The sequence below is a fragment of the Erythrobacter sp. S158 genome, assembly GCF_057364915.1.
Map to the genome: position 1 here is coordinate 814,370 of NZ_CP200279.1, position 26,728 is coordinate 841,097.

At 59.9% G+C, this 26,728-nt stretch carries 24 protein-coding genes and 1 tRNA gene; 14 read left to right on the forward strand and 11 right to left on the reverse strand.

Annotated features, from left to right (window positions below):
* Position 1 precedes the first annotated feature (1 nt).
* The gene (locus AC0V6T_RS04035) at positions 2 to 991 is read right to left on the reverse strand and encodes a TolB family protein (protein WP_486124547.1); all 990 of its coding nucleotides are present in this window, start codon (positions 989 to 991) and stop codon (positions 2 to 4) included.
* A gap of 121 nt (positions 992 to 1,112) precedes the next feature.
* Between AC0V6T_RS04035 and AC0V6T_RS04040 the strand changes: the two genes are divergently transcribed.
* The 5 genes from AC0V6T_RS04040 to AC0V6T_RS04060 all read left to right on the forward strand — a co-directional run bounded on the left by AC0V6T_RS04040 (position 1,113) and on the right by AC0V6T_RS04060 (position 7,037).
* The gene (locus AC0V6T_RS04040) at positions 1,113 to 1,583 is read left to right on the forward strand and encodes an Lrp/AsnC family transcriptional regulator (protein ID WP_486124549.1); all 471 of its coding nucleotides are present in this window, start codon (positions 1,113 to 1,115) and stop codon (positions 1,581 to 1,583) included.
* 234 nt (positions 1,584 to 1,817) lie between these two features.
* A complete protein-coding gene (locus AC0V6T_RS04045) occupies positions 1,818 to 4,301 on the forward strand; it encodes a beta strand repeat-containing protein (protein WP_486124551.1) in 2,484 nt (827 codons plus the stop codon).
* Positions 4,302 to 4,598: 297 nt separating this feature from the next.
* Positions 4,599 to 5,096 (forward strand): rRNA maturation RNase YbeY, encoded by a 498-nt coding sequence (gene ybeY / locus AC0V6T_RS04050; RefSeq protein ID WP_486124553.1) that lies wholly within the window; start codon positions 4,599 to 4,601, stop codon positions 5,094 to 5,096.
* Between the two features lie 25 nt (positions 5,097 to 5,121).
* The gene (locus AC0V6T_RS04055; protein ID WP_040464346.1) at positions 5,122 to 6,057 is read left to right on the forward strand and encodes a hemolysin family protein; all 936 of its coding nucleotides are present in this window, start codon (positions 5,122 to 5,124) and stop codon (positions 6,055 to 6,057) included.
* 95 nt (positions 6,058 to 6,152) lie between these two features.
* The gene (locus AC0V6T_RS04060; RefSeq protein WP_486124555.1) at positions 6,153 to 7,037 is read left to right on the forward strand and encodes a LysR substrate-binding domain-containing protein; all 885 of its coding nucleotides are present in this window, start codon (positions 6,153 to 6,155) and stop codon (positions 7,035 to 7,037) included.
* Positions 7,038 to 7,043: 6 nt separating this feature from the next.
* On the opposite strand, the gene AC0V6T_RS04065 is transcribed toward AC0V6T_RS04060, so the two are convergent.
* The 7 genes from AC0V6T_RS04065 to AC0V6T_RS04095 form a co-directional block, all read right to left on the reverse strand.
* The gene (locus AC0V6T_RS04065) at positions 7,044 to 7,967 is read right to left on the reverse strand and encodes a lysophospholipid acyltransferase family protein (protein WP_486124557.1); all 924 of its coding nucleotides are present in this window, start codon (positions 7,965 to 7,967) and stop codon (positions 7,044 to 7,046) included.
* A gap of 10 nt (positions 7,968 to 7,977) precedes the next feature.
* Entirely contained in the window at positions 7,978 to 8,400 is a 423-nt protein-coding gene (locus AC0V6T_RS04070; protein WP_007164683.1) for a Fur family transcriptional regulator, read from the reverse strand.
* Between the two features lie 189 nt (positions 8,401 to 8,589).
* On the reverse strand, positions 8,590 to 9,027 hold the full coding sequence (locus AC0V6T_RS04075) for a Ros/MucR family transcriptional regulator (RefSeq protein WP_040464829.1): 438 nt from the start codon (positions 9,025 to 9,027) through the stop codon (positions 8,590 to 8,592).
* Between the two features lie 139 nt (positions 9,028 to 9,166).
* The gene (locus AC0V6T_RS04080; protein WP_007164681.1) at positions 9,167 to 9,616 is read right to left on the reverse strand and encodes a GNAT family N-acetyltransferase; all 450 of its coding nucleotides are present in this window, start codon (positions 9,614 to 9,616) and stop codon (positions 9,167 to 9,169) included.
* A 29-nt stretch (positions 9,617 to 9,645) separates the two neighbouring features.
* Positions 9,646 to 10,275, reverse strand: a complete 630-nt coding sequence (tsaB, locus tag AC0V6T_RS04085) for a tRNA (adenosine(37)-N6)-threonylcarbamoyltransferase complex dimerization subunit type 1 TsaB (protein ID WP_486124560.1) — start codon at positions 10,273 to 10,275, stop codon at positions 9,646 to 9,648.
* A gap of 53 nt (positions 10,276 to 10,328) precedes the next feature.
* Positions 10,329 to 10,937 carry a malonic semialdehyde reductase gene (locus AC0V6T_RS04090; RefSeq protein WP_486124562.1) on the reverse strand — a complete coding sequence of 203 codons (609 nt, stop codon included), beginning with the start codon at positions 10,935 to 10,937 and terminating at the stop codon, positions 10,329 to 10,331.
* Between the two features lie 23 nt (positions 10,938 to 10,960).
* Positions 10,961 to 11,542: a NifU family protein gene (locus AC0V6T_RS04095; protein ID WP_486124564.1), complete on the reverse strand. Its 582-nt coding sequence runs from the start codon at positions 11,540 to 11,542 to the stop codon at positions 10,961 to 10,963.
* A gap of 96 nt (positions 11,543 to 11,638) precedes the next feature.
* Here AC0V6T_RS04095 and AC0V6T_RS04100 point away from each other — a divergent pair, with 96 nt between their 5' ends.
* From AC0V6T_RS04100 to AC0V6T_RS04130, 7 genes are all read left to right on the forward strand, one after another.
* Complete coding sequence (locus AC0V6T_RS04100) at positions 11,639 to 14,641, forward strand: M16 family metallopeptidase (protein WP_486124566.1); 3,003 nt, start codon at positions 11,639 to 11,641, stop codon at positions 14,639 to 14,641.
* A 136-nt stretch (positions 14,642 to 14,777) separates the two neighbouring features.
* On the forward strand, positions 14,778 to 16,154 hold the full coding sequence (locus AC0V6T_RS04105) for a class II 3-deoxy-7-phosphoheptulonate synthase (RefSeq protein ID WP_486124568.1): 1,377 nt from the start codon (positions 14,778 to 14,780) through the stop codon (positions 16,152 to 16,154).
* A gap of 183 nt (positions 16,155 to 16,337) precedes the next feature.
* Positions 16,338 to 17,381 (forward strand): GGDEF domain-containing protein, encoded by a 1,044-nt coding sequence (locus AC0V6T_RS04110; RefSeq protein ID WP_486124570.1) that lies wholly within the window; start codon positions 16,338 to 16,340, stop codon positions 17,379 to 17,381.
* Between the two features lie 102 nt (positions 17,382 to 17,483).
* Entirely contained in the window at positions 17,484 to 18,752 is a 1,269-nt protein-coding gene (egtB, locus tag AC0V6T_RS04115; protein ID WP_486124572.1) for an ergothioneine biosynthesis protein EgtB, read from the forward strand.
* Positions 18,753 to 18,757: 5 nt separating this feature from the next.
* Entirely contained in the window at positions 18,758 to 19,744 is a 987-nt protein-coding gene (gene egtD, locus AC0V6T_RS04120) for an L-histidine N(alpha)-methyltransferase (RefSeq protein WP_486124574.1), read from the forward strand.
* A gap of 46 nt (positions 19,745 to 19,790) precedes the next feature.
* Positions 19,791 to 20,750, forward strand: a complete 960-nt coding sequence (locus tag AC0V6T_RS04125; RefSeq protein ID WP_486124576.1) for an NAD(P)/FAD-dependent oxidoreductase — start codon at positions 19,791 to 19,793, stop codon at positions 20,748 to 20,750.
* A gap of 3 nt (positions 20,751 to 20,753) precedes the next feature.
* Positions 20,754 to 20,963, forward strand: a complete 210-nt coding sequence (locus AC0V6T_RS04130) for a C1orf53 family protein (protein WP_007164671.1) — start codon at positions 20,754 to 20,756, stop codon at positions 20,961 to 20,963.
* 27 nt (positions 20,964 to 20,990) lie between these two features.
* On the opposite strand, the gene AC0V6T_RS04135 is transcribed toward AC0V6T_RS04130, so the two are convergent.
* From AC0V6T_RS04135 to yghU, 3 genes are all read right to left on the reverse strand, one after another.
* Positions 20,991 to 21,065: transfer RNA gene (locus AC0V6T_RS04135), tRNA-Gln, on the reverse strand.
* 54 nt (positions 21,066 to 21,119) lie between these two features.
* Positions 21,120 to 22,499 carry an MFS transporter gene (locus AC0V6T_RS04140; RefSeq protein ID WP_486124578.1) on the reverse strand — a complete coding sequence of 460 codons (1,380 nt, stop codon included), beginning with the start codon at positions 22,497 to 22,499 and terminating at the stop codon, positions 21,120 to 21,122.
* 95 nt (positions 22,500 to 22,594) lie between these two features.
* Positions 22,595 to 23,461 carry a glutathione-dependent disulfide-bond oxidoreductase gene (gene yghU / locus AC0V6T_RS04145; protein ID WP_486124580.1) on the reverse strand — a complete coding sequence of 289 codons (867 nt, stop codon included), beginning with the start codon at positions 23,459 to 23,461 and terminating at the stop codon, positions 22,595 to 22,597.
* A gap of 119 nt (positions 23,462 to 23,580) precedes the next feature.
* On the opposite strand from yghU, the gene AC0V6T_RS04150 reads away from it, so the two are divergent.
* Both AC0V6T_RS04150 and AC0V6T_RS04155 read left to right on the forward strand, forming a co-directional pair.
* Complete coding sequence (locus AC0V6T_RS04150; RefSeq protein ID WP_486124582.1) at positions 23,581 to 24,591, forward strand: DNA topoisomerase IB; 1,011 nt, start codon at positions 23,581 to 23,583, stop codon at positions 24,589 to 24,591.
* Between the two features lie 56 nt (positions 24,592 to 24,647).
* A complete protein-coding gene (locus tag AC0V6T_RS04155; protein ID WP_486124584.1) occupies positions 24,648 to 26,711 on the forward strand; it encodes an NAD(+) synthase in 2,064 nt (687 codons plus the stop codon).
* The last annotated feature ends 17 nt before the right edge of the window (positions 26,712 to 26,728 follow it).

Consider the following 26,728-nt stretch of genomic DNA (forward strand, 5'->3'; position numbering starts at 1 on the left):
TCTATTCGCTCACCTTTTCAATCGCTTCGAGCAATTCCGGTACTTCGGAGACCGCGATTTGCCAGACTTGCAGCAGACCCGCTTCGCCGCCGTTGACGGGGCGGTCCGAGGTGAAGACGAGGGTTTTGCCATCAGGCGTGATCCGCCCGGCGAATTCGGAGAACCGCGTGTTTACGCTTCTACCAAGCGGACGCGGTGTGCTCCATGTCCCGTTTTCAAGTGTCGAGACATGCAGGTTTGCAGGATCGCTGCTGCCGCGTGCGGTGGTGGTGAGCAGCATGAGGCGGCCATCTGCAGAAACCCACGAACCATCATTCTCGCCATCATTGTTAATCGGCGCTGGCAGGATCTCGGGACGCTCGAAACCGCCTGACCCATTGCTTCTGGCGACATAGATATCGCGCAGGCCCGCCCCGTCGAGGCGTTCCGACCAGAAATAAAGGTCGCCATCGAGAGTAAGAACCGGAGCGGTTTCGTTGTTGACGAAGCGCGTCTTGCGAATTCCCCCGCCGCGAATTCGGTTGATATCAGGATCGTCGATCGCCTGGGGGACAGCGTCGGTGTCGGTCAGGTCGAGGCGGAAAAGGTCAAAGTCTTCATAGACATCCTCGCCCTCATGCCGTTCACGCTCTGGGGCCCATGAGAAGTAAAGCGTGCGGCCATCGGGAGAGACGCTGGGCCAATCGACGCGGGCGCGTTGGGGGAGGGTGACTTCTTGCGGGCGGCTCCAACCGAAAGGCGTGCGCGTTGATCGCATCAGCAATTGAGGACAGTTCCAGATCCGTTCGCAATCAGCCTGCGCGAAGTAGATCGTATTTCCATCAGGCGCGAAGGCGGGTGAAAGCGTTATGCGCCCACTTTGTTGCAGGTCCTCAGGTGCAAAGAGGCTAGCACCTGACGAAGCGGCCGGGGACGCGGGGGCATGCGCGGCAGGCTCGGCAAGGCCAAGCGATATGAGGAGACCGGACAACAGAGAGGTGAGGAAGTTCATGGGATCATAATCCTTGGCTTGTGTCTTCTGATCCCGGCACTGAGTTCTATCAGGCGCTTAAACGTTAATGTGATCGAAAAAGGGCGTAGGATGATTGCATTCGATCATATATAACCTTTCGATGACCGAATTAGCTCAAGCTGTCCTCGACGCGGCGGATCGACGTATCTTGAGAGAGATACAACGCGATATTCGCCGCTCTCCTCAAACCATCGCCGATGCGGCAGGTCTTTCGGTCTCTAGCTACCGCAGAAGGCTAAAGCGCCTGCGCGAGGCCGGGGTGATCGAACGCGAGGTGGCGCTGGTCAATCCGGGACAGCTCGGCATCGACATCATTGTCATGGTCAGCCTGGTCGATGAACGTGGGCCTGAATATGATCGCCTCAAGCGCCTCTACCGCGCCTCTCCGCAAATTTCGCAGTGCTACAGCGTGACTGGCGACGCCGACCTCATCCTGCATGTACACATGCCAGACATGGCCAGTTTCGAGAGCTGGATACAGGCCAACATCATCGAAGATCCGGCGGTCAAGCGATGCACCAGCCATGTCGTCTATTCGCGGGTGAAGTTCGATACGACGGTCCCGCTTTGACGAGTTTCCCGGCGTCTTCCGCTATGGTTGTCACCGCGCATCAGGAAGGCCCATCCGGGCTTAAACTTTGACTCTCTCGAAGAAACACGGCTAGAACGCCGTTAGTTAACACCGACTCACCATCGTGCAATGTGGTGTGTCGGCGACCAAGCGGGCGTAGACCTGCTGGTGGACAAGGCGCTTTGGGCCGCGCTTGTTTGTCTGGCCGTTTGGCCACCCGGGGGGAAATATCCAATGAAGAAATTGTTGTGGGCTGGCGCCTCGTGCATGGCGCTCACTTTGTCGACGGCTGCGTTCGCGCAGAACAATTCCAGCACCATCACGCAGACCGGCAGCGATGACGACGCTGATGTCACGCAGACCGGTGCAACCAATGTCTCCGAGGTCGAGCAAGACGGCACCGCGGTAAGCGTCGATGGCATCGCCAGTGAAGCGATCATTCTTCAGGAAGGAGCGGGCGGCTTCTCCCGCGTGGTCCAGACCGGCGACAATATCGCTGATGTCAACCAGACCGGTACCAGCGATGGTATGCAATCGGTTGTCACTCAATCCAACCTCGCAGGCGGCGACAGCAACACCGCTACAATCATTCAGCGCGGCGCGGGCCTCGGCGAGGGCTCTGCAACCGGTTCTTTCGTCACGCAAACGGGCACGCGCGGCGTTGCCTTTGTCGATCAAGGCGAATTCACCACCGATGCAGTGAGCACGATCTCGCAGAGCGGTAACACCTCGGGCAGCCAGCGCGCAGAGGTATTCCAGATCAGCGGCGCTGCCGATTCCAGCATCACCCAGCAGGACGCCGCGATGAAAGCCGAGGTCTTTCAGGATGGATCGAGCACCTCGACCATTCTGCAAACCGGCCGCTTCCATACCGCCGGCGTTCGTCAGGAGGGGGACGGCAACACCTCCAGCGTTGTGCAGACGGGTATAAATGGACAGGTCGGCGATCCCGACGATCCTGACTCCGCTCCGCTCGGAACCGCCGATGCGCTCATCGGCGTCTTCCAGGTCGGAAACGACAACGTTTCGCAGATCACCCAGAATGGCGAAAACCAGAACGCCGATGTGCGCCAGTTCGCCAACAGCAACTTCTCGCGCATTTCCCAAGGCGTCCAGACAGGCGGTTCGGCCGACATCACTCAGACCAGTGACGACAACCATTCCGAAGTGGATCAAACTGGCTCATCGACGGTCTTCGTCACGCAAAGCGGCGCTCCAAACCCGTTTGGACCACGCTCATGGGATGGGACAGCCACGAATGCAAATTCGGGCACAGCGTATGACAACAACGTCTCGCTCGTGACGCAGTCTGGCCTCGATGCAGAAATCATTGTTTCGCAGAATGGCCAGATCAACCGCTCGAACGTTGTCCAGTCATCAAGCGACAGCATCGCCAACCGCGCGATTGTCGAGGTTTCGCAAACAGGTGTCTTCAACAGCTCGTTCGTCAACCAGTCGGGCGATGGCTCTTCGGCTGATGTCGTGCAAGGTGGTGGGCACGCGCGCAACGTATCGGGCGTGATCCAGTCTGCGACGGACTCGACCATCGAAGTCACGCAGACCGGAGAGAACTTGGCGCCGCCAGCAAATTCGCCGACGAATGAAAGCTTTGCCTCGCAGAGCGGTACGCTACAGACCGCGACGATCATTCAGGATGGTGATGAGCACCTGTCGAACCTTACTCAGTCGGGGGAAGGCAACGAGGCGCTTGTTACGCAGCTGGGCACGGTCAACACTTCGACCGTCACTCAGTCAAATCTCAACAACTTTGCCGATGTCGACCAGTTCGCCAATGCGACCAACAGTCGCTCGACCGTGACCCAGTCGGGTGAGGGCAGCCGCGCTTTCGTTGAACAGGGCGGCGATAACCAGACTGCGATGATCACGCAGGATGTGCCAACGACGCTTCAGTTCGGCACCATCCCTACATTCGCAGGCGCGCTGGTACGTCAGGAAGGCGCTGACAACAGCGGTACGATCGATCAAAGCGGCGATCTGGGGGGCGTCAGATTTGGCAGCTCGGCCAATCCCGGCCTGTTCCCGGCAGATCATTCTCAACTTGGTGAAATAGACCAAGACGGCGTCGGTAACACGGGGACCATCACGCAGACCGGCCTCAGCAACGCGGCTCGGGCCATTCAGAACGGCGACCGCAACCGTGCGACTTACATGCAATCCGGAACTAACACGGCTGGCCGCTCGGTCACGACCGGTGACGACAATGTCATCACGGTGGATCAGTCGGGCGTTTACGCTGGCATTTCCGATGCGAACATCACACAATTAGGCAATACCAACACCGCGATTGTGACACAGGATGGCGGAGGTCTCATCGCTGCCTTTGGACGTCCGCTGTCGCTTATCAATCAGAACGGCAACAACAACACCTCGACAACGACCCAGTCGGGCAATGATGACCTCGCATTCGTTGACCAGATCGGCGAGCGCAACCGTTCGACCATCACGCAAAATGCCGGCAGCAACCGGAACATTGCGGATGTCGATCAGAACGCCTCGGACGGCATTTCGACCATCACGCAGACGGGTGACGACAACTTTGCGCAGCTGATCCAAGGCGGTACGTTCAACGAATCTGTCATCACGCAGGACGGCACCTTGAACAGCGCTGTTGTAACGCAGGGCGGCATGATGGACTATTCGGGCGTTATGCAGACCGGGACCAGCAACGTTGCGACGGTCAATCAGAGCGTTCCCTGATAACACTCATGCATTACGTTTCGAACACGTTTCGAACACGTTTCGGGCCGCGATCGGGGGAATCGCGGCCCGTTCTTGTTTGGGGCTCGGCGTTAAACCCTTCGCCAAGGCGCGCAGCGAAACGGACCGCTTTCCTACGCAGCCATTTTCGCGCTAGGGCGCGGGGAATGATTTCGCATTTTCTTACCCTCGCATGCGGACTTAAGGTCGAGCACGTACAGCGCACCGTTTTTGTGCCTGGACCGTGTAACATGCGGTCCACTTCTCGGATAAGTCACTGGAATTACGAGGTTTCGTGTGGAGCTTGAAATCGACCTCGAAGACTGGCCACCCATAGACAATGGCGGCGAGTGGGAGGCGCTCGCACAGCGCGCTGCAGACGCCGCCGCAGGTGCCGAACCAGCGCTTGCCAGCGATCGCCTCTCGGTCAGCATCCTGTTCACCAGCGATGGTGAGGTGCACACGCTCAACCGCGAATGGCGTGATCGCGACAAGCCTACGAATGTGCTCAGCTTCCCGATGATGGAGCGCGCAGAGCTGCTTGAATTGGGCGCAGAGGGACCACCGGCAATGCTGGGCGATATCGCGCTCGCTTACGAGACTTGCGCACGCGAGGCAGCGGAGAAGGGCATACCGCTTGATCATCACGCAGCGCACCTGATCGTCCACGGATTGCTCCACCTTGCAGGCCATGACCACGTGCATTGCGACGAAGAAGCGCAGGTGATGGAGAATCTGGAGCGCTCGGCACTTGCAAATATGGGGATTGCAGACCCATATAACGACACTGACTGACACCAGGAGTAATCAGCAAAGGGCCATGCCCGATTCCAGTAGTCCTACCGCGGGAGACGCGGAGAGTAGCAGCGGGCTTTGGCCCCTCCTCAAGAAGATGGTCGGCGGCGGCGACGGCGACCGCTCGCTTCGCGCGCAACTCGAAGAGAAGATCGACGAGCACGAAGGCGAAAACGACGACGAAACGCACGACGAGAATGGCAGCGGCAACGGCGATCTGTCGCCGGTCGAGCGGCAGATGCTGCGCAACCTGCTGCACTTCTCAGAACACGACGCGGATGACGTAGCGGTTCCGCGCGGAGAGATCGTCGCGGTCGATGCGTCGATCAGCTGGGATGATCTGGTTGCGCAATTCTCGCAGCACGGCCATTCGCGCATGCCGGTCTATCGCGAGACGCTCGACGACGTGATCGGGATGATTCACATCAAGGACGTCTTCACCTACCTCGCCAAGGGCAAAACGGGCCCACGCGACTGGACGGTGCTGATGCGTCAGCCGCTCTATGTGCCGCAGGCTCGCGGCGCTCTGGATGTGCTCGCCGACATGCGCGCGCGCCGCGTGCACCTTGCGATTGTGCTCGACGAGTTCAGCGGCACGGACGGCCTCATCACGATCGAAGACCTCGTTGAGGAAATCGTCGGCGAGATCGAGGACGAACACGACGAGACGCCCGAGGCTCTGATCGTGCCGATCGGCGAAGGCATGTGGGATTGCGACGCCCGCGCCGAGCTTGAGGACGTTGCCGAACTGGTCGACCCGCGCCTTGCAGAGGTGTCTGAGGCGGTCGACACGCTGGGCGGTCTTGCCTTTGTGCTGGCTGAACAGGTCCCACCGGTGGGAACGATGCTCGACCATTCGAGCGGCTGGAAGATCGAGGTGACGGCGGGCGATGAAACCCACGTCAAACGCCTGCGCCTCCATGCACCTCAACCCGAAGGCGACTTGCAAGAGGTGCAATAATCGCACGCACAGGGCGATTTTCGCACTCAGGCTTCGATTTTCTGCATCCAATACGGCATTGAAACGTATCTACCTGAAAACAGGAGCCACTCGATATGCCATCACGCCGCCTGCCCCCCTTGCGAGCTCTCGAAGCCTTCATGCGCACGGTGCGTCTGGGATCGGCGCGCGCGGCAGCGGAAGAGATTGGCCTGAGCCCGTCAGCCCTGTCGCGCCGGATCACGAACCTCGAGGAGTTTGTCGGCAAGAAGCTCTTCACAAGGGCGCGCCAGTCGATGCAACTGACCGATGAAGGTCAGGCGTTCTACGAGGCGGTGAACCCGCACCTCGAATCGCTCACCCGCGCGGTTGAAAGCCAGTCGGACAATATCTCCGTTCTGCGTCTGCGGCTCGGTGTGCTGCCGATGTTCGGAAGCCAGCGTCTGTTCCCGCGGCTCGGCGAATTGCGCAAGCGGCATCCGCTGCTGCATATCGACATCGATACCGCCCCGCATCTCGAGGACCGGGTGGGCGATACGCTCGACGCAGCGATCATCCTCTCACGAGGGCCTGCGAGCGGCCTTCACGCGGTGCGGCTGGATCACAACCTCGTCCACGCGATCTGCTCGAACGAGCTCGCCGCTGCGATGGGCGACAACGTCACTCAGTCGAACATGGAAAAGCAGACCTTCCTCATCCACAACGAATTGCCTGAGAGCTTCGTTGCCTGGAGGAAGGCCAACGATCTTGAAGAGGTCGAGCCCGCCGCGATCGATCACTACGATTTAGGCGCGCTGATGCTTGAGGCAGCAGCGCAGGGTCTGGGCATCGCGATCATGCATGACGACCACCTCCGGCGCGCAGCGGACAGCCGCCTGACCAACCTCAACGGTCCGGACGTGCAGAGCCCGTACAGCTACTGGTTCGTGTGCAAGCCCACCGCGCTTGAGACACGTCCCGTTCGCCTGTTCCACGATTGGTTGGTGCGCGCAGGCCTTTAGGTCCGACTACGCGGCGGTCTCATCGGGGACCGGATCGTCCTTGACCGCCGAATAGCGCACAGGCGGCACGTCATGCGCGAAATCACGCAGCGGCTTTCCCAGCGCCTCCAGCAGAGCTTCCTCGATCCGGCGCCGCGCTTCCACGCTGATGGCCTTGCGCCCAACATAGTCTGCCGGGCTGAAGGGTTCGAGGAACACGATGCGCAGATCGAACGTACCTTTACGCGCAAGCACCCGCTTGGCATTGTTGAGCCCGCCTTCTTCACCGATCCATCCGATCCATTCCGCGACGGGGCCGTAATCGAGCAGGACTGGCTGCACCAGGACGCCGGGCGGGGGCGGTTCGAGGACTGAGAGCATGCTGGTCTTGAAGGGCAGGAGAGATTGCCCGTCGGTTGTCGTTCCTTCCGGAAAGACGGTGACAGACCAGTTGTCGGCGAGCGCTTCCTTGAGGGCATTGATCTGCTGCGCGACGCCCATGCGGTGCTCACGCTTCACATAGACGGTGCGGTTCATGTCGGCGAGCCAGCCCACGAGAGGTGCTTTTGCAAGCTCTGCCTTGGCGACGAACGCCGTGCCACACGCGCCCGACAGACTGAGGATATCGATCCACGAGACGTGGTTGGCGATGTAGAACACGTCGCGCTTGAGGTGCGTACCTTCGACCCTGACCTTGGCGCCCGAAATGCGCGCGGCGAAGCGCAGAAACCACATGGGGAACGGCGAACCGTAGGCGACGAGCCGAAACAGAAAATGCAACGGCACCATCACGATGATGAGCGCGAGCAGCATGAGCGAGCGGGTAATGATGCGCACCCATCCCATGATCGAAATCGGGGTCGTCTCGCCGCGCGCAGCCGCGACCCTCAAGGCCCAGGCCTTGTCCTCGGTCGGGGCATCGGTGCCGGTGATGGCCGCTTCGTCTGTCATGTTCGCGAAGTCAGTCTTCGCGCGAAAGCCGGACGCCGTACAGCTCCATCCGGTGGTCGACGAGGCGATAGCCAAGCTTCTCTGCAATCTGGCGCTGGAGCGCTTCAACTTCGGGGTCGACAAATTCGACAACCGCGCCGGTCTCGACGTCGATCAGGTGATCGTGATGCGCTTCGGGAACGGGCTCGTAGCGCGAGCGGCCATCGCCGAAGTCATGGCGATCAAGAATACCGGCTTCTTCAAACAGACGAACCGTGCGGTAAACGGTCGCGATCGAGATCTTGCTGTCGATTGCGGAGGCGCGTTGATGCAGCAATTCCACGTCGGGATGATCGTCGCTGTCCGAGAGGACTTTCGCTATCACTCGGCGCTGTTCTGTAATGCGCAGACCCTTCTCCGCGCACAATTGTTCAAGATCGATTTTCTGGCTCAAGCGGGTGTTCCTTGGCACGGCGTCGGGCGGGGCCGACTAATGGTCACTGCATGCTTTACCGGGCGAGGGCGGATTGCTCAAGCTGGCAGAAAAGCGAAGTCCCCCGCTTGATCTCTCAAACGGGGGACATGATGTGTGCGTCCAGGTCCATCGCGACCGCGACCCGTAAGGCCGCTCCGAACTCCGGATTTACTTGGTCTTCTTGCGCCCGCGGCCGGCACCCGGCTTGCGGCCAAGGCCGATCTTCTTTGCCAGATCACGGCGCTTTTCGGCGTAGTTGGGTGCCACCATCGGATAGTCTGATGGAAGTCCCCAGCGCGCCCGATATTCTTCGGGCGTCATATCGAAATTGGTGCGAAGATAACGCTTGAGCATCTTCAGCTTCTTGCCGTCTTCAAGGCAGACGATGTAATCTGGCTTGACCGAAGCGCGAATGGATACGGCAGGCTCCGGCCGTTCTTCTTCCGGTTCGCTTTCGTCGCCAAGGCCGGACAAAGCACCGTAAACGTTGGTGATCAGTCCGGGGACGGCATCGACTTCGACGTTGTTGTTACTCAGGTGAGCAGCGACGATGTCGCTGGTCAGAGTGATGAGCGTCTCTTTCATCTCCATGTCCAGGTCTTGCATGAGTTCCTCGTTTTTCTTGTTTTCGGATTTTTCCGATAACAGGCGCATGGCGCACGAGGACAGCCTTTGCAAGTCACGCTGTGACGAAGTGTCCCTTTTATGAGCGGAACTGGATGTTTATTTGGTCAATGACAATACTTTACAGCGAACGACCAAAAGTAATCGCATCAATGCGTTCACCATTTGAAAGACGGTAATAGTTGGGACGCTGGCCGATGGGTTCGAACCCGACCTTGCGGTACAGGTGGACGGCAGGGTTGCCGCGCCGCATCTCAAGGAAAATTCGGTTGACGCCGCGAGACTTCGCCATGTCGAAAAAGTGCTGCATCAGTTTTTCGCCGAGGCCGCGCCCTCTCATTTCAGGCGCCACAGCAATCAGAAGCAACTCTTCTTCATCAGCCGCGAAACGCGTGAGCACAAATCCTGCCGGAATAGAATCTCGGCCGTTGTGCGAGCTGCCTTCAATTGGCTCACCGTTCGCGTTGAGCACGAGCGCGTGGGTCGATGGCATGGCGAGAGCGTCGTTTACCTGACGGCGGTTCCACGCTTCTCCGTAAGCCGGGTCGAACGCAGCCTCCATGACCGTCATTATGCGATCGATCGTTAGGGGGCAGCGCGTCACGTTGCGGCCTGCCTTTGAGGCTTGGCGTCGGGCGCGCGGCCATAGATCGGTGTCAGATCGCTCGTGAGCCAATTGTCCGGCAAGAGTTTCACGTTGCCAGCATCCGGAAGCAGCTCGACAGCCTCGTGATCGCCTTCAAGAAGGGCGGCGAAATCTTGTGCACGATTGCCCGCAATTTTCCGATGCGCCCCGCGTTCGGCCGCCTGCTCTGGGGTCAGCGAACGGACTTTAGCTTTTGAGTCCCTGCTAAAGTCGGCGATGAACCATTCGCCATGGCCGCCATTCATGCATACGGTGACGGGCCTCGGCTCATCCTGCATGGCACGCGCTGCCACCAATGCCAGCGTCGGATAACCCTGTACGTCAGCGCCCCAGGCAAAACCGAGCGCCCGTGCTGCGGCAATCCCGATCCGGACACCAGTGAAGCTGCCCGGACCAAGCGAAACAAGAATACGTGACGCGCGGCCACGATCGGGCACCGCTTCAATCATGGGGATAAGGCGTTCCGCATGGCCGCGACCAAGCACTCGGTGGTCGCGCGCTATCAATTCATCGCCCGCAAAGAGAGCGATCGAACACGCCTCACTGGCGGTTTCAATGGCAAGGGTGCGCGAGAGATCCTGCATGCGGCTTCGCCCTGCCTCAGGGCGAGCCACGCTGCAAGTCGTTCACGCCAATATCAGACGATCGAGTTGCACTTCTCGAAGTCGGGGCGCGGCGAACGGTCGAAAATGCTTTCGGGATTGCCATAGCCAATCGAGCACAGGAAATTCACACGGTGACGCGGATTGTCTCCGAAATAAGCCTCGTTGACCTTGTCGGCATCGAAGCCCGACATCGGGCCGCAATCGAGGCCAACAGCGCGTGCTGCGAGTATGAGGTACGCACCCTGCAGCGAGGAATTCCGGAATGCGCCTTCCTTGCGGCCTTCCTCGTCGCCTTCAAACCAGCTCTTTGCATCAGTGTGCGGGAACAGCCAGGGCAATTCCTCGTGAAAATCGATGTCGTAGCCGATGATCGCGGTAACAGGCGCGGCCTTGATCTTGTCGCGGTTGCCTTCCGAAGCGAGACCGGCGAGGCGGTCCTTCTCTTCCTGGCTCTTTACCCAGATGATCCGAACCGGCTGCATATTCGCAGAGGTCGGCGCCATCTTCATAAGGTCCCAGATAGCCTTCAGCTGCGCGTCCGAGACGGGCTTGTCGAGCCAACCATTATAAGTGCGCGCATCGTTGAACAGTTGGCCAAGAACGTCGGCGGACAGAACGTTGTCGTGATATTGGGTAGGCATGGGTGTCCTTGAGAATTGAGAGGTTAAGCTGCTCTCACTTCAACAACTTCGGGCACATAATGTTTCAAAAGACTTTCGATGCCGTGCTTGAGCGTGGCGGTGCTCGATGGGCAGCCAGCGCAGGCGCCCTGCAACGTGAGATAGACAACACCATCCGAAAAACCGCGATAAGCAATGTCGCCGCCATCGCCTGCGACTGCTGGGCGCACGCGCGTTTCAAGGAGCTCGTTGATCGAGGCGATGATCTCGGCGTCTTCCTCGCGATCCTCGACTACCATCTCTGCCTCTTCCGGGGGGACGCTGATCCCGTCAGCCGTGCCGCCGACGAACAGCGGAGCTTCCGACACGAAATGGTCGAGCAGGATCGCGTGAACCTGAGGTTTGAGTGCGCTCCAATTGACGCCTGGCGCAGCGGTGACCGTCACGAAGTCCCAGCCATAGAAAACATTGACGACCTCGCCCGTGTCAAAGATCGCCTGGGCAAGCGGGCTTGCTTCGGCGGCTTCGGGGGAGGCAAACTCGCGCGTTCCTGACGGCATGACGGTGCGCCCGGGGAGGAACTTGAGGCTCGAGGGGTTCGGCGTGGTTTCGGTTTCGATGAACATAAGCCCTAAATAAGCTTAGGCGCGCTTCGCTACAAGCAAGCGATAGTTTGGTCACATTCACTGGTCCTTCACCCGCAGCCTCTCTATAGAGTAGCCATGAAGAAGTTTGTCCGGGCGCTCGCCGCCTTTTCCCTGATCGCTGTTCCCACCACGCTTGTCGCTCCGGCATTTGCGCAAGAAGCGCCTGCCGAGCCGGAAATCCCCGCACCGCAAGCGCTGCAGCCCGAGGGTGAGGTTCCCTGGCTCTACGAGGGCAGCAACGTTCCCGTCGACGAGGAATGGTATTGGGGCGTGATGGACAACGGACTGCGTTACGCCGTGCGCCGCAACGGCGTGCCGCCGCGCCAGATCGCGATCCGGGTGCGCGTCGATGCGGGCTCGCTCCACGAGACCGACAGTGAGCAGGGCTTTGCTCACCTTCTCGAACACCTGCTCTTCCGTGAGAGCAAGTATCTGGGACAGGCCGAAGCCATCGCCGCGTGGCAACGCCTCGGCGCGACCTTTGGTGCCGATGCTAACGCGGAAACGAGCCCGACGCACACGGCTTACAAACTCGACATTCCAGACATAAACCGCGCCAAGCTGGATGAGAGCTTCAAGCTTCTTTCCGGCATGATCCGGGAGCCGGTCCTGAACGACGCTAACGTCGCCGCTGAACTGCCCATCGTGCTTGCCGAAAAGCGCGAGCGTGGCGGCGCAGCGGAGCGTGTGGGCGACATCACCCGCCGCACATTCTTCGCAGGACAAAGGCTCGCGACCCGCAACCCGATCGGCACCGTCGAAACACTCGAAGCCGCGCGCGGTGATGCGGTGCAGGCGTTCTACGACCGCTGGTATCGCCCTGAAAAGACAGTGATCGTCGTCGCAGGTGATGCAGATCCTTTGGTGCTCGCTGGCCTCGTGGAAAAATGGTTCGGAGATTGGGAAGGAACGGGCAATCCCGGCAATGCACCCGATTTCGGCGACCCGCTCCCACCAGAAGGCGCTCCGGTAACAGCCGGTACAGACCTTCCGATTGGCGAAGTCAGCGCAGCCATCGAGGCCGATCTTGCGCGCACGTTCACCTATGCGATCATGCGTCCTTGGCGCAAAGTCGATGACACCATCGTCTACAACGAAGGCCGCTTGCTCGACGCGCTTGCCCAGTCGATCATCAATCGCCGGTTGGAGACTCGGGCGCGGGCAGGGGGCTCATACCTCTTTGCGCAGGTCCAGCAGGATTACGTCTCGCGCTCGAGCGATGCGACCTTTGTGAGCTTCCGTCCACTGACCGAAGACTGGCGGGCCGCTCTCGCTGACGTGCGCGGCGTAATTGCCGATGCAATCGAGAACCCGCCGACACAGGAAGAGATTGACCGCGAGGCGGCGGAGTTCGACATTGCTTTCGTGAACTCGGTCGAACAGGCCCCGGTTCAGGCTGGGCGTGATCTTGCCGACAATCTCGTCAACGCGGTCGACATCCGTGAAACGGTGGCGAGCCCGCAAGTCGTGCTCGACGTGTTTCGCGGAATGCGCGCACGAATGAACCCGGAAGAGATTCAGGAGCGCACGCGCGGCCTCTTCAGCGGTAATGTCGTCCGCTCGGTATATGTGACGCCTGCCATCGGTGAGGCCGATGAAAGTGCGCTCCAGCTGGCGCTCGCAAGCGAGGCGCTGGTCGATTCAGGTGCGCGGCTTGCCGCCGAGAGCATCTCCTTTGACGAACTCCCGCCGATTGGTGAACCGGGAGCGGTCACTGAAATTGGTCCGCTTGGCATTCTGGAAGTCGAGCAGGTCAATTTCGACAATGGCGTGCGCGCGCTTCTTTGGTCCAATGACGCAGAGCCGGGCCGCGTGACCGTCAAGGTCCGCTTCGGTGCTGGCTACCGCGCGTTCGATCAGGACAGCGCGGTTTATGCGCCAATCGGTCAGATGGCTCTGGTCGGGTCGGGCCTTGGAGAGCTCGGCCAGAACGAGATCGACAGGCTGGCCACGGGCCGCAAGCTCGGCTTCGACTTTGGTATCGACGATGCGGTCTTCACCTTCACGGCGCAGACCCGCTCGGACGATGTGGCCGACCAGCTGTATCTGTTTGCAGCGAAACTCGGCATGCCACGCTGGGATGCCGATCCGGTGATCCGCGCCAAGGCGGCTGCGGAGCTTGCCTACAACACCTATTCGACAAGTCCGGGTGCAGTACTCAATCGCGACCTCGAATACATCTCGACCGACAACGATCCGCGCTTTGCGACGCCGACGCCCGAGATGCTCGAGCAGGTCACGCCCGAAGGTTTCCGCGAGGTTTGGGAGCCGCTGCTTCAACAAGGGCAGATCGAAGTGCTGGTCTTCGGCGAGTTCGACCGTGATGCGATCATCGAAAAGCTGCGTGTCACCTTCGGCGCATTGCCGGAGCGTGCACCCATCGCTCCTGAAGTTGCAGCGCGCGTCCCCGGGTTCCCAGATGCTTCGAACGCTCCGAGAGTGCTCACACACCGCGGTGATGATAACCAGGCCGCAGCCGTGGTCGCATGGCCAAGCGGCGGCGGGATGGCGAGCATTCGCGAGGCACGCCAGCTCGAAATCCTGATCCAGGTCTTCAACAATCGTATGCTCGAAGCGCTGCGCGAACAGGCCGGCGCGAGCTATTCTCCGCAGGTCTTTTCAGATTGGCCGACCGACATTTCGGGCGGCGGTCGGATCGTGGCGCTCGCTCAGCTTGAGCCGGACTTCGTGCCTGTGTTTTTTGCTGAGGCCGACCGGATCGCAAGCGACCTTGCCGCCAGCCCACCGAGCGCAGACGAAATCAACCGCGTGACCGAACCGCTCAGCCAGCGCATCCGCCGTGCATCGACCGGCAACCAGTTCTGGCTCTACAACCTCGAAGGCGCGAGCCGTGATCCCAGCCGTGTCGAGCTGCTGCGCTCGCTGCTGAGCGATTACTCTCAGACGACGCCTCAGATCATGCAGTTCCTCGCCGATCGCTATTTCGCCAATGGCGCGCCGCTCAAGCTGGCCGTCATCCCAGAGGGTCAGGAGCTGGCCGAAGGTCCGGCGCCTGTTCAAGGACCGGTCGACACCGCGGCTCCGGCAGTGCGCGCGGTGCAGACTTTTGGCAGGTAGAAATTGCAATGATCGGCCTATCCGATCACTGATGCCGTGAAACAAAGTTGTCGCAAACAGCTTCACGGCTTTACATATAGAACCAGCGCGCCTAGTCCGCGCGCCCGCAGACGTTAGAGAAGAATCGAGAATATCCGTGGCCCAGAACTGGAAGCCTGAAAGCTGGAAAGAGCACGAAGCGCGGCATCTGCCGCATTATGAAGACGCCGCCGAACTGGCCGAGGCCGAGGCGACGCTTGCTGCCTATCCGCCGCTCGTCTTTGCCGGTGAAGCGCGTGCTCTGAAGGCCGACCTTGCAGATGTCGCCAACGGCCACGCCTTCCTGCTCCAAGGCGGCGATTGCGCTGAGAGCTTTGCCGAGTTCCATCCAAACAACATCCGCGACACGTTCCGCGTGATTCTGCAGATGGCGGTCGTCATGACCTTCGCGAGCAAGCGTCCTGTCGTGAAAGTCGGCCGCATGGCTGGCCAGTTCGCCAAGCCCCGCTCCTCGTCGACTGAAACCAAGGGCGACCTCACGCTGCCGAGCTATTTCGGCGACAACATCAACGGGATCGAGTTCGACCCCGTGCAGCGTCGTAATGATCCGGGCCGCATGGTTCGCGCCTACTCGCAGGCCGCTGCAACCCTCAACCTGCTGCGCGCCTTTGCGGGCGGCGGTTATGCGAACCTGCGGCAAGTGCACCAGTGGACGCTCGATTTCATGGGACGCACTCCCTGGGCTGAAAAGTTCTCCGAGACCGCAGATCGCATCGGCGAAGCGCTCGACTTCATGGAAGCCTGCGGCGTCGACCCCGCCACGGTCCCGCAACTTCAGGGCACCAGCTTTTACACCAGTCACGAAGGCTTGCTGCTGCCTTACGAGCAGGCGCTGACCCGTCAGGATTCGCTCACCGGCGATTGGTACGCAACGTCCGCGCACATGCTGTGGATCGGCGACCGCACGCGCTTTGAAGGCAGCGCGCACATCGAATTTGCTCGCGGTATCGGCAACCCGCTTGGAATGAAGTGCGGACCAAGCCTTGAACCTGATGCGCTTCTGAAGCTGCTCGACGAATTGAACCCGGCGCGCGAAGCTGGACGCATCACGCTCATCAGCCGCTATGGCCACGACAAGGTGGAAGACGGCCTGCCCAAGCTCGTTCGTGCCGTGAAGCGTGAACGGCACCCCGTCGTGTGGTCGTGCGACCCTATGCACGGCAATGTGATCAAGTCGGAGAGCGGCTACAAGACCCGGCCCTTCGACCGCATCCTATCTGAAGTGAAGGGCTTCTTCGCCGTTCACCGCGCCGAGGGCACGCATCCGGGCGGCATCCATGTCGAGATGACGGGGCAGGACGTGACCGAATGCGTCGGCGGGGCTGTCGCAATCACCGACGATGCGCTGGGCGACCGGTACCACACCCACTGCGACCCGCGTCTTAATGCGGAGCAGTCGCTTGAGCTCGCATTTACCCTCGCGGAGATGCTCAACGAGGAAGCGAATACGCAGCGCACAGCAGACGCAGCCTGACAGCAATTCGGTACGTAGCCGCACGAGGGGCTGCGTTTCCTGAACTTCGCAAGTCTTTGCCTAGAGGCCATGCTTGCGATGCTGGCCGTATCACCTTCCTTGCCCGGTCACCAACTGGGAACAGCGCCGACTTTTGGCGCGTCTGCGTCCGATGCACGCGGTTTGGAATGGCTCCAAGCGTATGTGGGATCGACCGATGCCACTTCGCTCTTGATCGCGTGCCTCATTCTGACCGTCATCGCATTGGTCGCTTTATCGAGCACGATAGTGAACCGACGCGAGATGCGCTTTATCGCCCGCGAGGCTCGGTCCCGATCCGAGACAATGCGCGAATTGCTTCGCACGATGAGGATGGCGGAGTGCATAGCCGGGATCGGAGTGTGGGAATATGACTATGAGGTTGGTGTCCAGCATTGGTCTGACGGTCTCAAGCGCCTGTTCGGCATCAGCGCGGATGCCGAGTTCACGCCGGGCGATGCAGAGACTTTGTTGTTCGCGAACGGCGCGGATCTGGTCGGTCAGATTAGAGCTAAGGGCGACGAGGTCGAACCGTACAATTTGACGCTGAGCATTTACGGGTTCGACGGCGTTGAACGCACTTTGCTAATCCAGGCCTGCAATCTTCGTGGTGCCGATGGAACTGTGCAGCGCGTTGTGGCGGTGGTGAAAGAGGGCAAGAGCAGCAAGCCGGTCGCAGGCGCGAATCCGCAAATCTCGTCATCAAAAGCGATCAACGGCCTAAGGACGCCGGAAACTTGTGCCGACAGCCGTGATCGGGGCGCGATCATGCGCACTTTGGATCGACTGGTGGTAAGCGCACGAGCGGGAAAGCATTCCCTCACAATGGTGATGTTCGACGTCAGAATTCGGCCTGCATCAGAGGAAGCCCCGCGCTTAATCTCAACGTCTGAAGTGGCTGCGCAGGTCGCCCGCATTTCTCGATGGCGCTCGCGATCCGATGAACTTGTCGGAAGGCTGGGCGAAGAGCAGTTCGTTTGGCTTCTTCCGGAGATATCAGAGAATGCGGCAAGAGTTCACGCAAATGCCCTGCGCCGGGCGATAGAGAGCGAATATCGGTGTGACGGCGTGCATTTCAGCATAGGCGTCGCCGGTCTTCAGCCCGGCGATAGCGCGCTTTCCCTCATTGCTCGCGCTGATGATGCCATGAATTGCGTGAACCATCCTGAGACTATCAAAGTCGAAGTATCGCCGAGAGTGTCAGCCTGATACGACGCCTAAAAGTGTCACGAAACCAGTCACTCAACGCTTTTCTTTGGCTTCGCTATGCGCCATGGAGGTGCGCGGACGGACCCGAGAGGGAGAGGAACGTTGGCTCAAGGCCGGCATCAGGAAGCGACATCGATCGATACGCCTGGCGGTATCGCGCAGGCTTTTGCGCGCACGCGCTCACTTATGAAAGCGCTCGCGCAGCCGCTCAGCGACGCTGACGCGAGCATCCAGTCAATGCCTGATGCCTCGCCTGCAAAATGGCATCTGGCGCACACGACGTGGTTCTGGGAGACGTTTCTTCTGAGAGAGCATGTGCGGGGATACAGGCTGCACGACGCAGAATGGCCGTTCCTTTTCAACTCCTATTACGAAGCCGAAGGTGCCCGGATTGCGCGTGCGGCTCGGGGGATGCTGTCGCGTCCCAGTGTGCAAGAGATTCTCGACTGGCGCGCTGCGGTCGATGCGGCGATGGAGCCTCTATTTGATCGCGAGGAGCTTGTTGATTTGATCGCGCTGGGTATCGCGCACGAACAACAGCATATCGAATTGCTGCTGACCGACATAAAGCACGCTCTGTTTCAGAACCCACTCGGCCCAGCAATGTGTGATACGGATCGTGAGCGATCTCCATCCAGCGAGGACTTGGGGTGGCATGAACACCCCGGCGGGGTCGCTCTTATCGGTCACGACGGCGACGCTTTCGCTTTCGACAATGAGGGGCCGCGTCACCGAGTGCTACTTGAACCGTTCGCTGTTGCAGACCGTCTGGTCACCAATCGCGAGTGGTCGCAGTTTATCTCCGACGGTGGCTACAAGGATGCCTCGCTGTGGCTATCAGATGGCCTCGCATGGGTGAGAGAGAACGGGATCACCGCACCGCTATATTGGCGCGGAGCCGAGCAGTTCACGCACACCGGGTGGCAAGGCCGCGATCCGGACGCTCCGGTTACGCACATCTCATATTACGAGGCCGATGCATTTGCGACATGGGCTGGTGCGAGATTGCCGACCGAATTCGAATGGGAGGCCATCGCGCGCGGACAAGACCAGCAAGGTTCGCCACAGGCGCACGATGCAGCAGCAGGCAATCAGCTCGATCAGGCTGAAGCACCTTTGCCGTCGGGTGGGAGCGAGCTGTTCGGTGATTGCTGGCAATTCACTCAATCGGCCTATCTTCCCTATCCGCGCTTCAAACCCGCATCGGGCGCGGTCGGCGAATACAATGGCAAGTTCATGAGCGGTCAGTGCGTCCTGAAAGGTGCAAGCTGCGCCACTGTTCGCGGCCATTCGCGCGCATCCTACCGCAACTTTTTCTACCCCCACCAACGCTGGCAGTTCACTGGACTAAGGCTGGCAAAGGACATCTAGTTCCCATGACCACAAGCCAAGGGCTCAAGCTCGTCGACCTCGATGAAGCCGGGGTCGACAATGCTTTCAGGGCTGATGTGCTCGCAGGGCTCTCGCAGGAACCGAAAGCTGTTCCGGCGCGCTGGTTCTATGACGAAGCGGGCTCGAAGCTGTTCGAGAAAATCACTCAGCTGCCAGAGTATTATCCGACCCGGGCGGAAACGGAGATTTTGAGAGATCGGGGGGCCGAGTTTGCAAAGCTGATCCGGCCCGGCTCTACAGTGGTGGAGTTTGGATCTGGCTCGTCGGTCAAGACACCGGTACTCTTATCCGCGATTGAGCCGTCGGCTTACGTGCCGCTTGATATTTCAGGCGACTTCCTTCGGGCGAGCGCTGCTGATCTGGCGGAGAAATTTCCGGGCCTTCCCGTCTACCCGGTTGAAGCTGACTTCATGCGGCAGGTGGAGTTACCTGACGCAGTTGCCGACCTCCCCAAGCTTGGTTTTTTCCCTGGTTCTACAATAGGCAACATGGTCGCCCGCACCGCGGTCGATCTGCTTCGTTCAATGCGTGAGACATTGGGCGTGGGCGCACAGCTGCTTATCGGGATGGACCAGATCAAGAACGAGGACGTTCTGGTTTCGGCCTACGACGATGCAGCCGGTGTGACTGCGGCCTTCAATCTGAACCTCGTGACCCGAATAAATCGCGAGCTTGGCGGGACAATTCCCCTAGATGCTCTCAAGCACGAGGCGCGGTGGAACGACGATTTTGCTCGTATCGAAATGCACCTTGTCGCGACCCGTGACATTGCCTTCGAAGTCGATGGCAAGAGCTTCGCCATGGCCGAGGGAGAGAGCATCCACACTGAGAACAGCCACAAGTTCAATCGTCGCACCTCGAACATGCTGCTTCTTGCTGGAGGGTGGGAGCCAACCAAGCGCTGGCTGGACGATCAAGGGCGCTTCTCTCTGCTGCTGGCTGAGGCCAGAGCACCCCGATCCGCGCCTTAGTCGTTTAACGCTTGAAACCGCCGACGCTTTCGGGCGTTAGGGGCGCATGAGCACACAGCATTGCGATATTCTGATTATCGGCGCGGGCATGGCTGGCCTGACCTGCGCACAGGCGCTGTCCGAGGCTGGCCGCAAAGTCACTGTCCTTGACAAGGGCAGGGGGCCCGGTGGCCGGATGGCTGCGCGACGCGCAGAGATTGCTGGTGACGTTGTTTCCTTCGATCATGGCGCGCAATACTTCACCGCTCGCGATCCACGCTTTGTCGAAGTCGTCAAGAAATGGGAGCGGCTCGGCGTGGTTGCACGCTGGGACGGTGCGGGGTCGAGCGACCCGGCCTTCGTAGGCGTTCCCGGAATGAACGGCCCAATCCGCGCGCTCGCTCATCCGCTCGACGTTCGCTGGAGCACGAGAGCGGAGACGCTCACACGCATGGGGAAGGAATGGCATGTCGATGCAGGCGGCGAAAACTTCACTGCCGACAATGTCCTCGTCGCCGTCCCTGCCGAACAGGCGGCTGACATTCTCGCAGTCACAGTGCCGGACTTTGCAAAGGTTGCGGCGAGCGTTCAGTCCGAGCCCTGCTGGGCGGTCATGGCCGCCTTTTCACAGAAGCTGGATGTCGAAGCGGACAGCATTCGGGATGAAAGCGCATCCATCTCATGGGCAGCGCGAAACAGTGCGAAGCCCGATCGCGCCGGGCGTGAGACCTGGGTCCTGCACGCCTCGCCCAAGCGCAGCCGCGAACTTGTCGATCTTCCAAAGGAGGAGGTCGGACCGCTTCTGCTGGACGATTTTTTCGATCAGACCGGCGCACCATGCGTTGCGCCCATCCACCTCGCCGCTCATCGCTGGCTTTATGCCATGCCAAAGCCAGTTGATGGTGAAGCGGCGCGATACGATCGTGATCGCAGCATCGGGATTGCTGGCGACTATCTGCATTCTCCGCGGGTCGAGGGAGCATGGATATCAGGCCGTGCGTTGGCCGATAAAGTGCTAGCGGAATAGAGAATGGCTGAGGCTCCTGAAACAGGATCGAAGCCGGCATGGTATGCCCTGCACGAAGCCGCCTGCGCCCAAGGCAAGCGCAAGTATATCGACCCAGAAACCGGCTACGTCGTCTTTACGAGGCTTGCTCATCTGGAGCGCGGCGAATGCTGCGGTTCTGCCTGCCGCCACTGTCCCTACGGACACGAAAACGTACCGCCTGAATGGCAGTGATTTTCATTTAGCGATTTCAGGAAGGCCTGGCTGGGGTGGCAGGGATCGAACCTGCGAATGGCGGTACCAAAAACCGCTGCCTTACCACTTGGCTACACCCCAGCAGGAGGCGCGGATATAGCGCCCCGGACACAAATGTGAAGGGCTTTTGGAAGGTTATTGCGACCGCTGGCGCCGCACGGCCAAATCGCGCTCAACCTGGTCCATTACTGAGTGGCTGAGTTTGTAAAAAAGCATCGCCACGCCTGCAGGCAAGAGCGCGAGCGCTGGCAGGATTGCAAAGGCAAAGTTAATACCCGCAAGCGCCTCTGCGCTTTGTTCGCCCTGGGGTACAAAGCCCGTCAGTTCGAGGGCGATGCCGGGGGCAAATGCGCCGAGGCCTGTGCCAACTTTCACTCCGAAAATCGACGCTGAAACCGTCAGCCCCGTCATCTGCTGCCCCGATTTCCAGTCGATATATTCGGCAATATCGGTGAACATCGAGAAGGACAAAACCATCAGAAAGCCAAAGCCCAAGCCGACGAAATACTGCGCGAGCGTCTGGGGCCAGATCGCATCAAGTGGCATCATCGCAAAAGCGGTAATACCAATCACCTTCATCGCTCCTCCGGCGAGGATCAGATGCGACTTTTCAAACCTTCGCTGGAGCAAAAATCCAAGGATGACGCCGCTGACCTGACCCACGGCAAGTGCGGTGAGGAACAGACCGAAGCGGTCGAGGAACAGGAAGACTGGCGTTCCGTCGTCTCCCGCCACGTACTTGAAGAAGAAGCGAGCCGTTGATGCACGGCTCGCGATCGAGAGCACTCCGAAGACTGCCGCGATGACCACGCAGATCCATGCGCCTGTCCTGAACAGCGTCGCAAGGTCGCGCCTGATCGCCGTGTTCGTCGGGACGGCGGGTATCCGCTCTTTCGTCGTAGCGAAAGTTACGACGTAGATCACGACGGAGACTGCGGCGAAGACGCCCATCGTCAGCATGATCCCCGTGCGCTCGTCCTCACCGCCGAGCTCGCGGATCAAGGTCGTGGCAAGCACGCCCACAACGATCCCGGCAAGGCCCGAGAAGAACATTCGGTATGCAGTGACGTTGGCGCGCTGCTTGGCCGAGGGTGAGATCACTCCCAGCAGCCCCGAATACGGAACGTTGACTGCCGTGAAAGCCAGCATGGTCAAACCATAGGTCACGTAGGCCCACACCAGCAGCCACCCGGTCGACATCTCCGGTGCGGCGAAGATCGCAAAGCCGGTGAGGCCAAAGGGCAGGGCTCCGAACAAGAGGTAAGGACGGTATCGTCCCCACCGCGTGCGCGTACGGTCGGCGATGACGCCCATGACCGGATCAGTGACCGCATCGAAAACGCGCGACAGGAGAAGCATCAGTGCCATCGCAGCAGGCGCAATCCCGCCAAGGTCGACGAAGAAATAGAGCAGATAGGCGCCGAAGAAATTGAGATAGAGGCCAGAGGGCAAATCGCCCACGCCGTAGCCGAGCTTCTCGCTCAGGCGGATTCGTTCATGCGCCTGTGCGCTCAAAACATTCTCTCACTCACGCATGCGACAATGGGCCGGAAGCGCGGTGACTTCCAGCCCATTTGTGCAGTTGTTCGACGAGTTTCGATGCGTGCCCGTCAGAAGGTGAAGTCGAGGTTCTTGCCTTTGAAGTCCGCGGGCGAGTGGCGCTCGGCCAATTGCTGGTCTTCGTCGCCCCAGACCTTGTTCACGAGGCGACCGCGCTGAACGCCTGGACGCTGAGCAATCTCTCGGGCCCAGCGGCCTACGTTCTTATAATCATCGATCGAGAGGAAAGTCTTGGCTTCGTTGTAGATTGTGCCTGCCACGAAAGGAGCCAGCCAAGGGAAGTTCGCGATATCGGCGATGGTGTATTCGTCGCCCGCAAGGAAGCGCGTCTTGCCAAGCTGCTGGTCGGCGACATCGAAAATGCGCTTCGTTTCCATCGCGTAGCGATTGATCGGATATTCGTATTTTTCAGGCGCATAAGCATAGAAATGGCCGAAGCCGCCACCGATAAATGGCCCGGTCCCTACCTGCCAAAACAGCCACGAAAGCACTTCAGCGCGCGCAGCGGGATCGGTCGGCAGAAACTCGCCGAACTTCTCGGCGAGGTAGACCAGGATCGCGCCGGATTCGAACACGCGAATATCGTCTTCGCCGCTCGCGTCGACCATCGCAGGGATTTTCGAGTTCGGATTTATGCCGACAAAGCCGCTGGTGAACTGGACGCCTTCGCCGATATTGACGGTGTAGGCGTCATACTCAGCGCCCGCATGCCCCTTTTCTATCAGCTCCTCGAGCATGATGGTCGCCTTCACGCCGTTGGGCGTTGCAAGCGAGTAGAGCTGGAAGGGATTGTCGCCGCGCGGCAGCGCTGCTTCTTCGCGCGCGCCTGCTGTGGGGCGGTTGATGTTTGCAAACTTGCCGCCGCTTTCGCTGTCATAAGTCCAGACTTCGGGCGGGGTGTAAGTGGGATCGGCCATGTCGTACTCCTTTTCTCAAGGAAGAAAATTGCGATGCGTTCCTCTGGCGGATCAATTGGAGGCTTAGCGCGGTCACCGCAAGGTGGAACCAAGCGTGCTTGCGGCGCATTTCCTTTGGCATGGAGAAGCTTATCTATGTCGATGACGCCCTGCCGGGCATCACGCGCAAGGGCGCAGGGCGCGGCTTCGCTTATTATTCTCCCGCAGGCGACCTGATCCGCGACCGGGGTGAGCGCAAACGCTTGAACGCGATCGCTCTACCTCCTGCCTATCGCGATGCGTGGTTCTGCCCGGAGAGCAACGGGCATATCCTAGCCACCGGCTATGATGATGCAGGGCGCAAGCAATATCGCTACCACCCGCATTTCAGGCTGATGCGCGAAGGCGACAAGTTCGACCGCTGCGAGGAATTCGGCAAACGCCTGCCCCTGATCAGAAAGCGGGTCGCAAGCGAGATCGAAGGCGATGTCGCTACGCGCGAGAGAGTGCTGGCGGCAATCGTACGGCTGCTCGACATGGGCTTCGTGCGGATCGGCAACGAGGTCTACAAGAAAACCAACCAGTCCTTCGGCGCCTCCACTTTGCGCGACGAGCATGCGACGATTACCGGCAGCAGGGTCGAGCTTTGCTATACCGGAAAGGGCGGCAAGGATCGGCGTGTTCTGCTCGAAGACGAAGCGCTGGCACGCGCGGTGGAAGATGCGCGCGATGTTCCCGGACCTCATCTCTTCCAGTATTACGATGAAGACGGAGATCGTCACGCGCTCGGCAGCAGCGATGTGAACGACTATCTGCGTTCCGTGATGGGCGAGGAATTCTCGGCCAAGAACTTCCGCACATGGCACGCGAGTGTGCTTGCGTTTGCGAAGATTGCCGAAGCAGCAGAGCGTCCGACGATCACCACAATCCTTGAGGAGGTATCCGACAAGCTCGGCAACACTCCGGCGGTTGCGCGTAACAGCTATATCCACCCTGCGGTGATCGACATTCCTTCAAGAGAGCGCGGATGGGAGGAGTGGCAGGCGACCCTCTCAATCCCGCGAGCTACAAAGTACCTGACAGGCCATGAGCGCGGCCTCTTGGAGCTCCTCGAACAAAGCCCGCAGGCCGCCGAACTGCTAACTGCCTAGAGTCTCTTGGCGATAGCGGCTAGAGCACACGGGAATTGCAGCGGGAGCAGGGCTTTATGGCCGATACATCTCACCCCTTTTACGACATGCATGCGCACGGTTTTGTCCGTGTGGCGACCGCGACGCCGTGCATGCGGACGGGGGATGTGGTTTACAATGTGAAGGGCATCCTTGCCGAGGCGCGCAAAGCGCATGAGCAGAACGTCGATCTCGTCGTTTACCCCGAACTGTGCGTTTCGTCCTACGCCATCGACGACCTGCATCTTCAGAACGCGATGCTCGATGCGTCCGAAGCGGCGCTCGGGACGATTGCTGAGGAAAGCCGCGACCTGACCCCGGTGCTTGTTGTCGGTGCGCCGCTGCGGCGCAATTCGAAGATCTACAACTGCGCCATCGTCATCGCGCGCGGCGAAGTGCTCGGCGTCATCCCAAAGAGCTATCTGCCCAATTATCGCGAGTTCTACGAGAAGCGGTACTTCGCCCATGGCCGCAACTGTCAGGATTTATGGATCGGCGTGAATGGCGAAGAGGTGCCGTTTGGTACGGACCTCGTCTTCTCCGCCTCGAACCTGCCGGGCTTCACCTTCGGGGTCGAGATTTGCGAAGACTTCTGGGCTCCGAACCCTCCCGGTACGCTGGCGGCGCTCGCTGGGGCGCATATCCTTTGCAACCTTTCTGCTTCGCCAATCACCATCGGGCGCGCGGATGATCGCCACCTGCACTGCCGCTCGTCCTCCTCGCGCTCGATCTGCGCCTATGTCTATTCGGCAAGCGGTCACGGCGAGAGTACGACGGATCTAGCTTGGGACGGGCAGGGAGTGATCTACGAGCTTGGCGGACTGCTCGCCGAAAGCGAGCGCTTCGATCTCGATCCAGAGCTTTGCGTGGTCGACGTCGACACCAATCGCATCGCGGGTGAGAGGATGCGCAACCAGACCTTCAGCGACGCAGCCGAAGCGCATGGACGCCCGGAGGACAGTTTTCGCCGCGTGGTGTTCGATCACGAATACGAAGAAGGCGAAATAGGGCTCGAACGGCCCGTGCGCCGGTTCCCATTCGTGCCCAACAATCCCAAAACGCTGGACGAGGATTGCTACGAGGCTTTCAACATCCAGGTCGACGCGCTCATGCGCCGGATCCAGGCCACCAAGGCAAAGTCGCTGGTCATAGGCATTTCAGGCGGTCTCGACAGCACGCACGCGCTCATCGTGGCGGCGAAGGCCTGTGATCGGCTCGGGCTGCCACGCAGCATCATTCGTGGCTACACCATGCCCGGCTTCGGTACGTCGGATGGTACGAAGAGCAATGCTTGGAAGCTGATGGAAGTCTTTGACATCACCGCCGAAGAGATCGACATCAAGCCCGCTGCGCAGCGCATGCTCGAAGACATGGGCCACCCCTTCGCCAAGGGAGAGCCGGCCTATGACGTAACGTTCGAAAACGTGCAGGCGGGCCTTCGCACCGACTACCTCTTCCGTCTCGCAGGGCAGCACAATGGCTTCGTCATCGGGACCGGCGATCTGTCCGAATTGGCACTTGGCTGGTGCACCTACGGTGTTGGCGATCATATGAGCCATTACGGCGTCAATTCTGGGGTGCCCAAGACGCTGATCCGGTACCTGATCCGCTGGACCGTCCAGACCGAGCAGTTCCTCCCGGTCTGCAGCGAAGTGCTGATGAGCGTCTACGACACGGTCATCTCACCCGAACTTGTCCCCGCAGGAGAAGACGGCGCGATTCAGGATACCGAGGCGCATATTGGGCCTTACGAGCTCAACGACTTCTTTCTGCACCACTGCGTACGGTTCGGTCAGCGACCGGGCACTATCGCGTTCCTCGCTTGGCACGCATGGCGCGATGCCAAGGCAGGAGACTGGCCCGCTGGCTTCCCCGAAGAACGCAAGAACGAATACACGCTCGGCGAAATCGCTGAGTGGCTGAAAAGCTTTCTCAAGCGTTTCTTCGGCTTCTCGCAATTCAAGCGCAGCGCGCTCCCCAATGGGCCGAAAGTCTCCTCCCAAGGTGCGCTTTCGCCGCGCGGAGACTGGAGAGCACCGAGCGATGCAGTTGCCGATGTATGGCTCGATGAATTGAAAGCGAGCTTGCCTGACAAGTTGTGATCGCAAAAAGGCCGGAG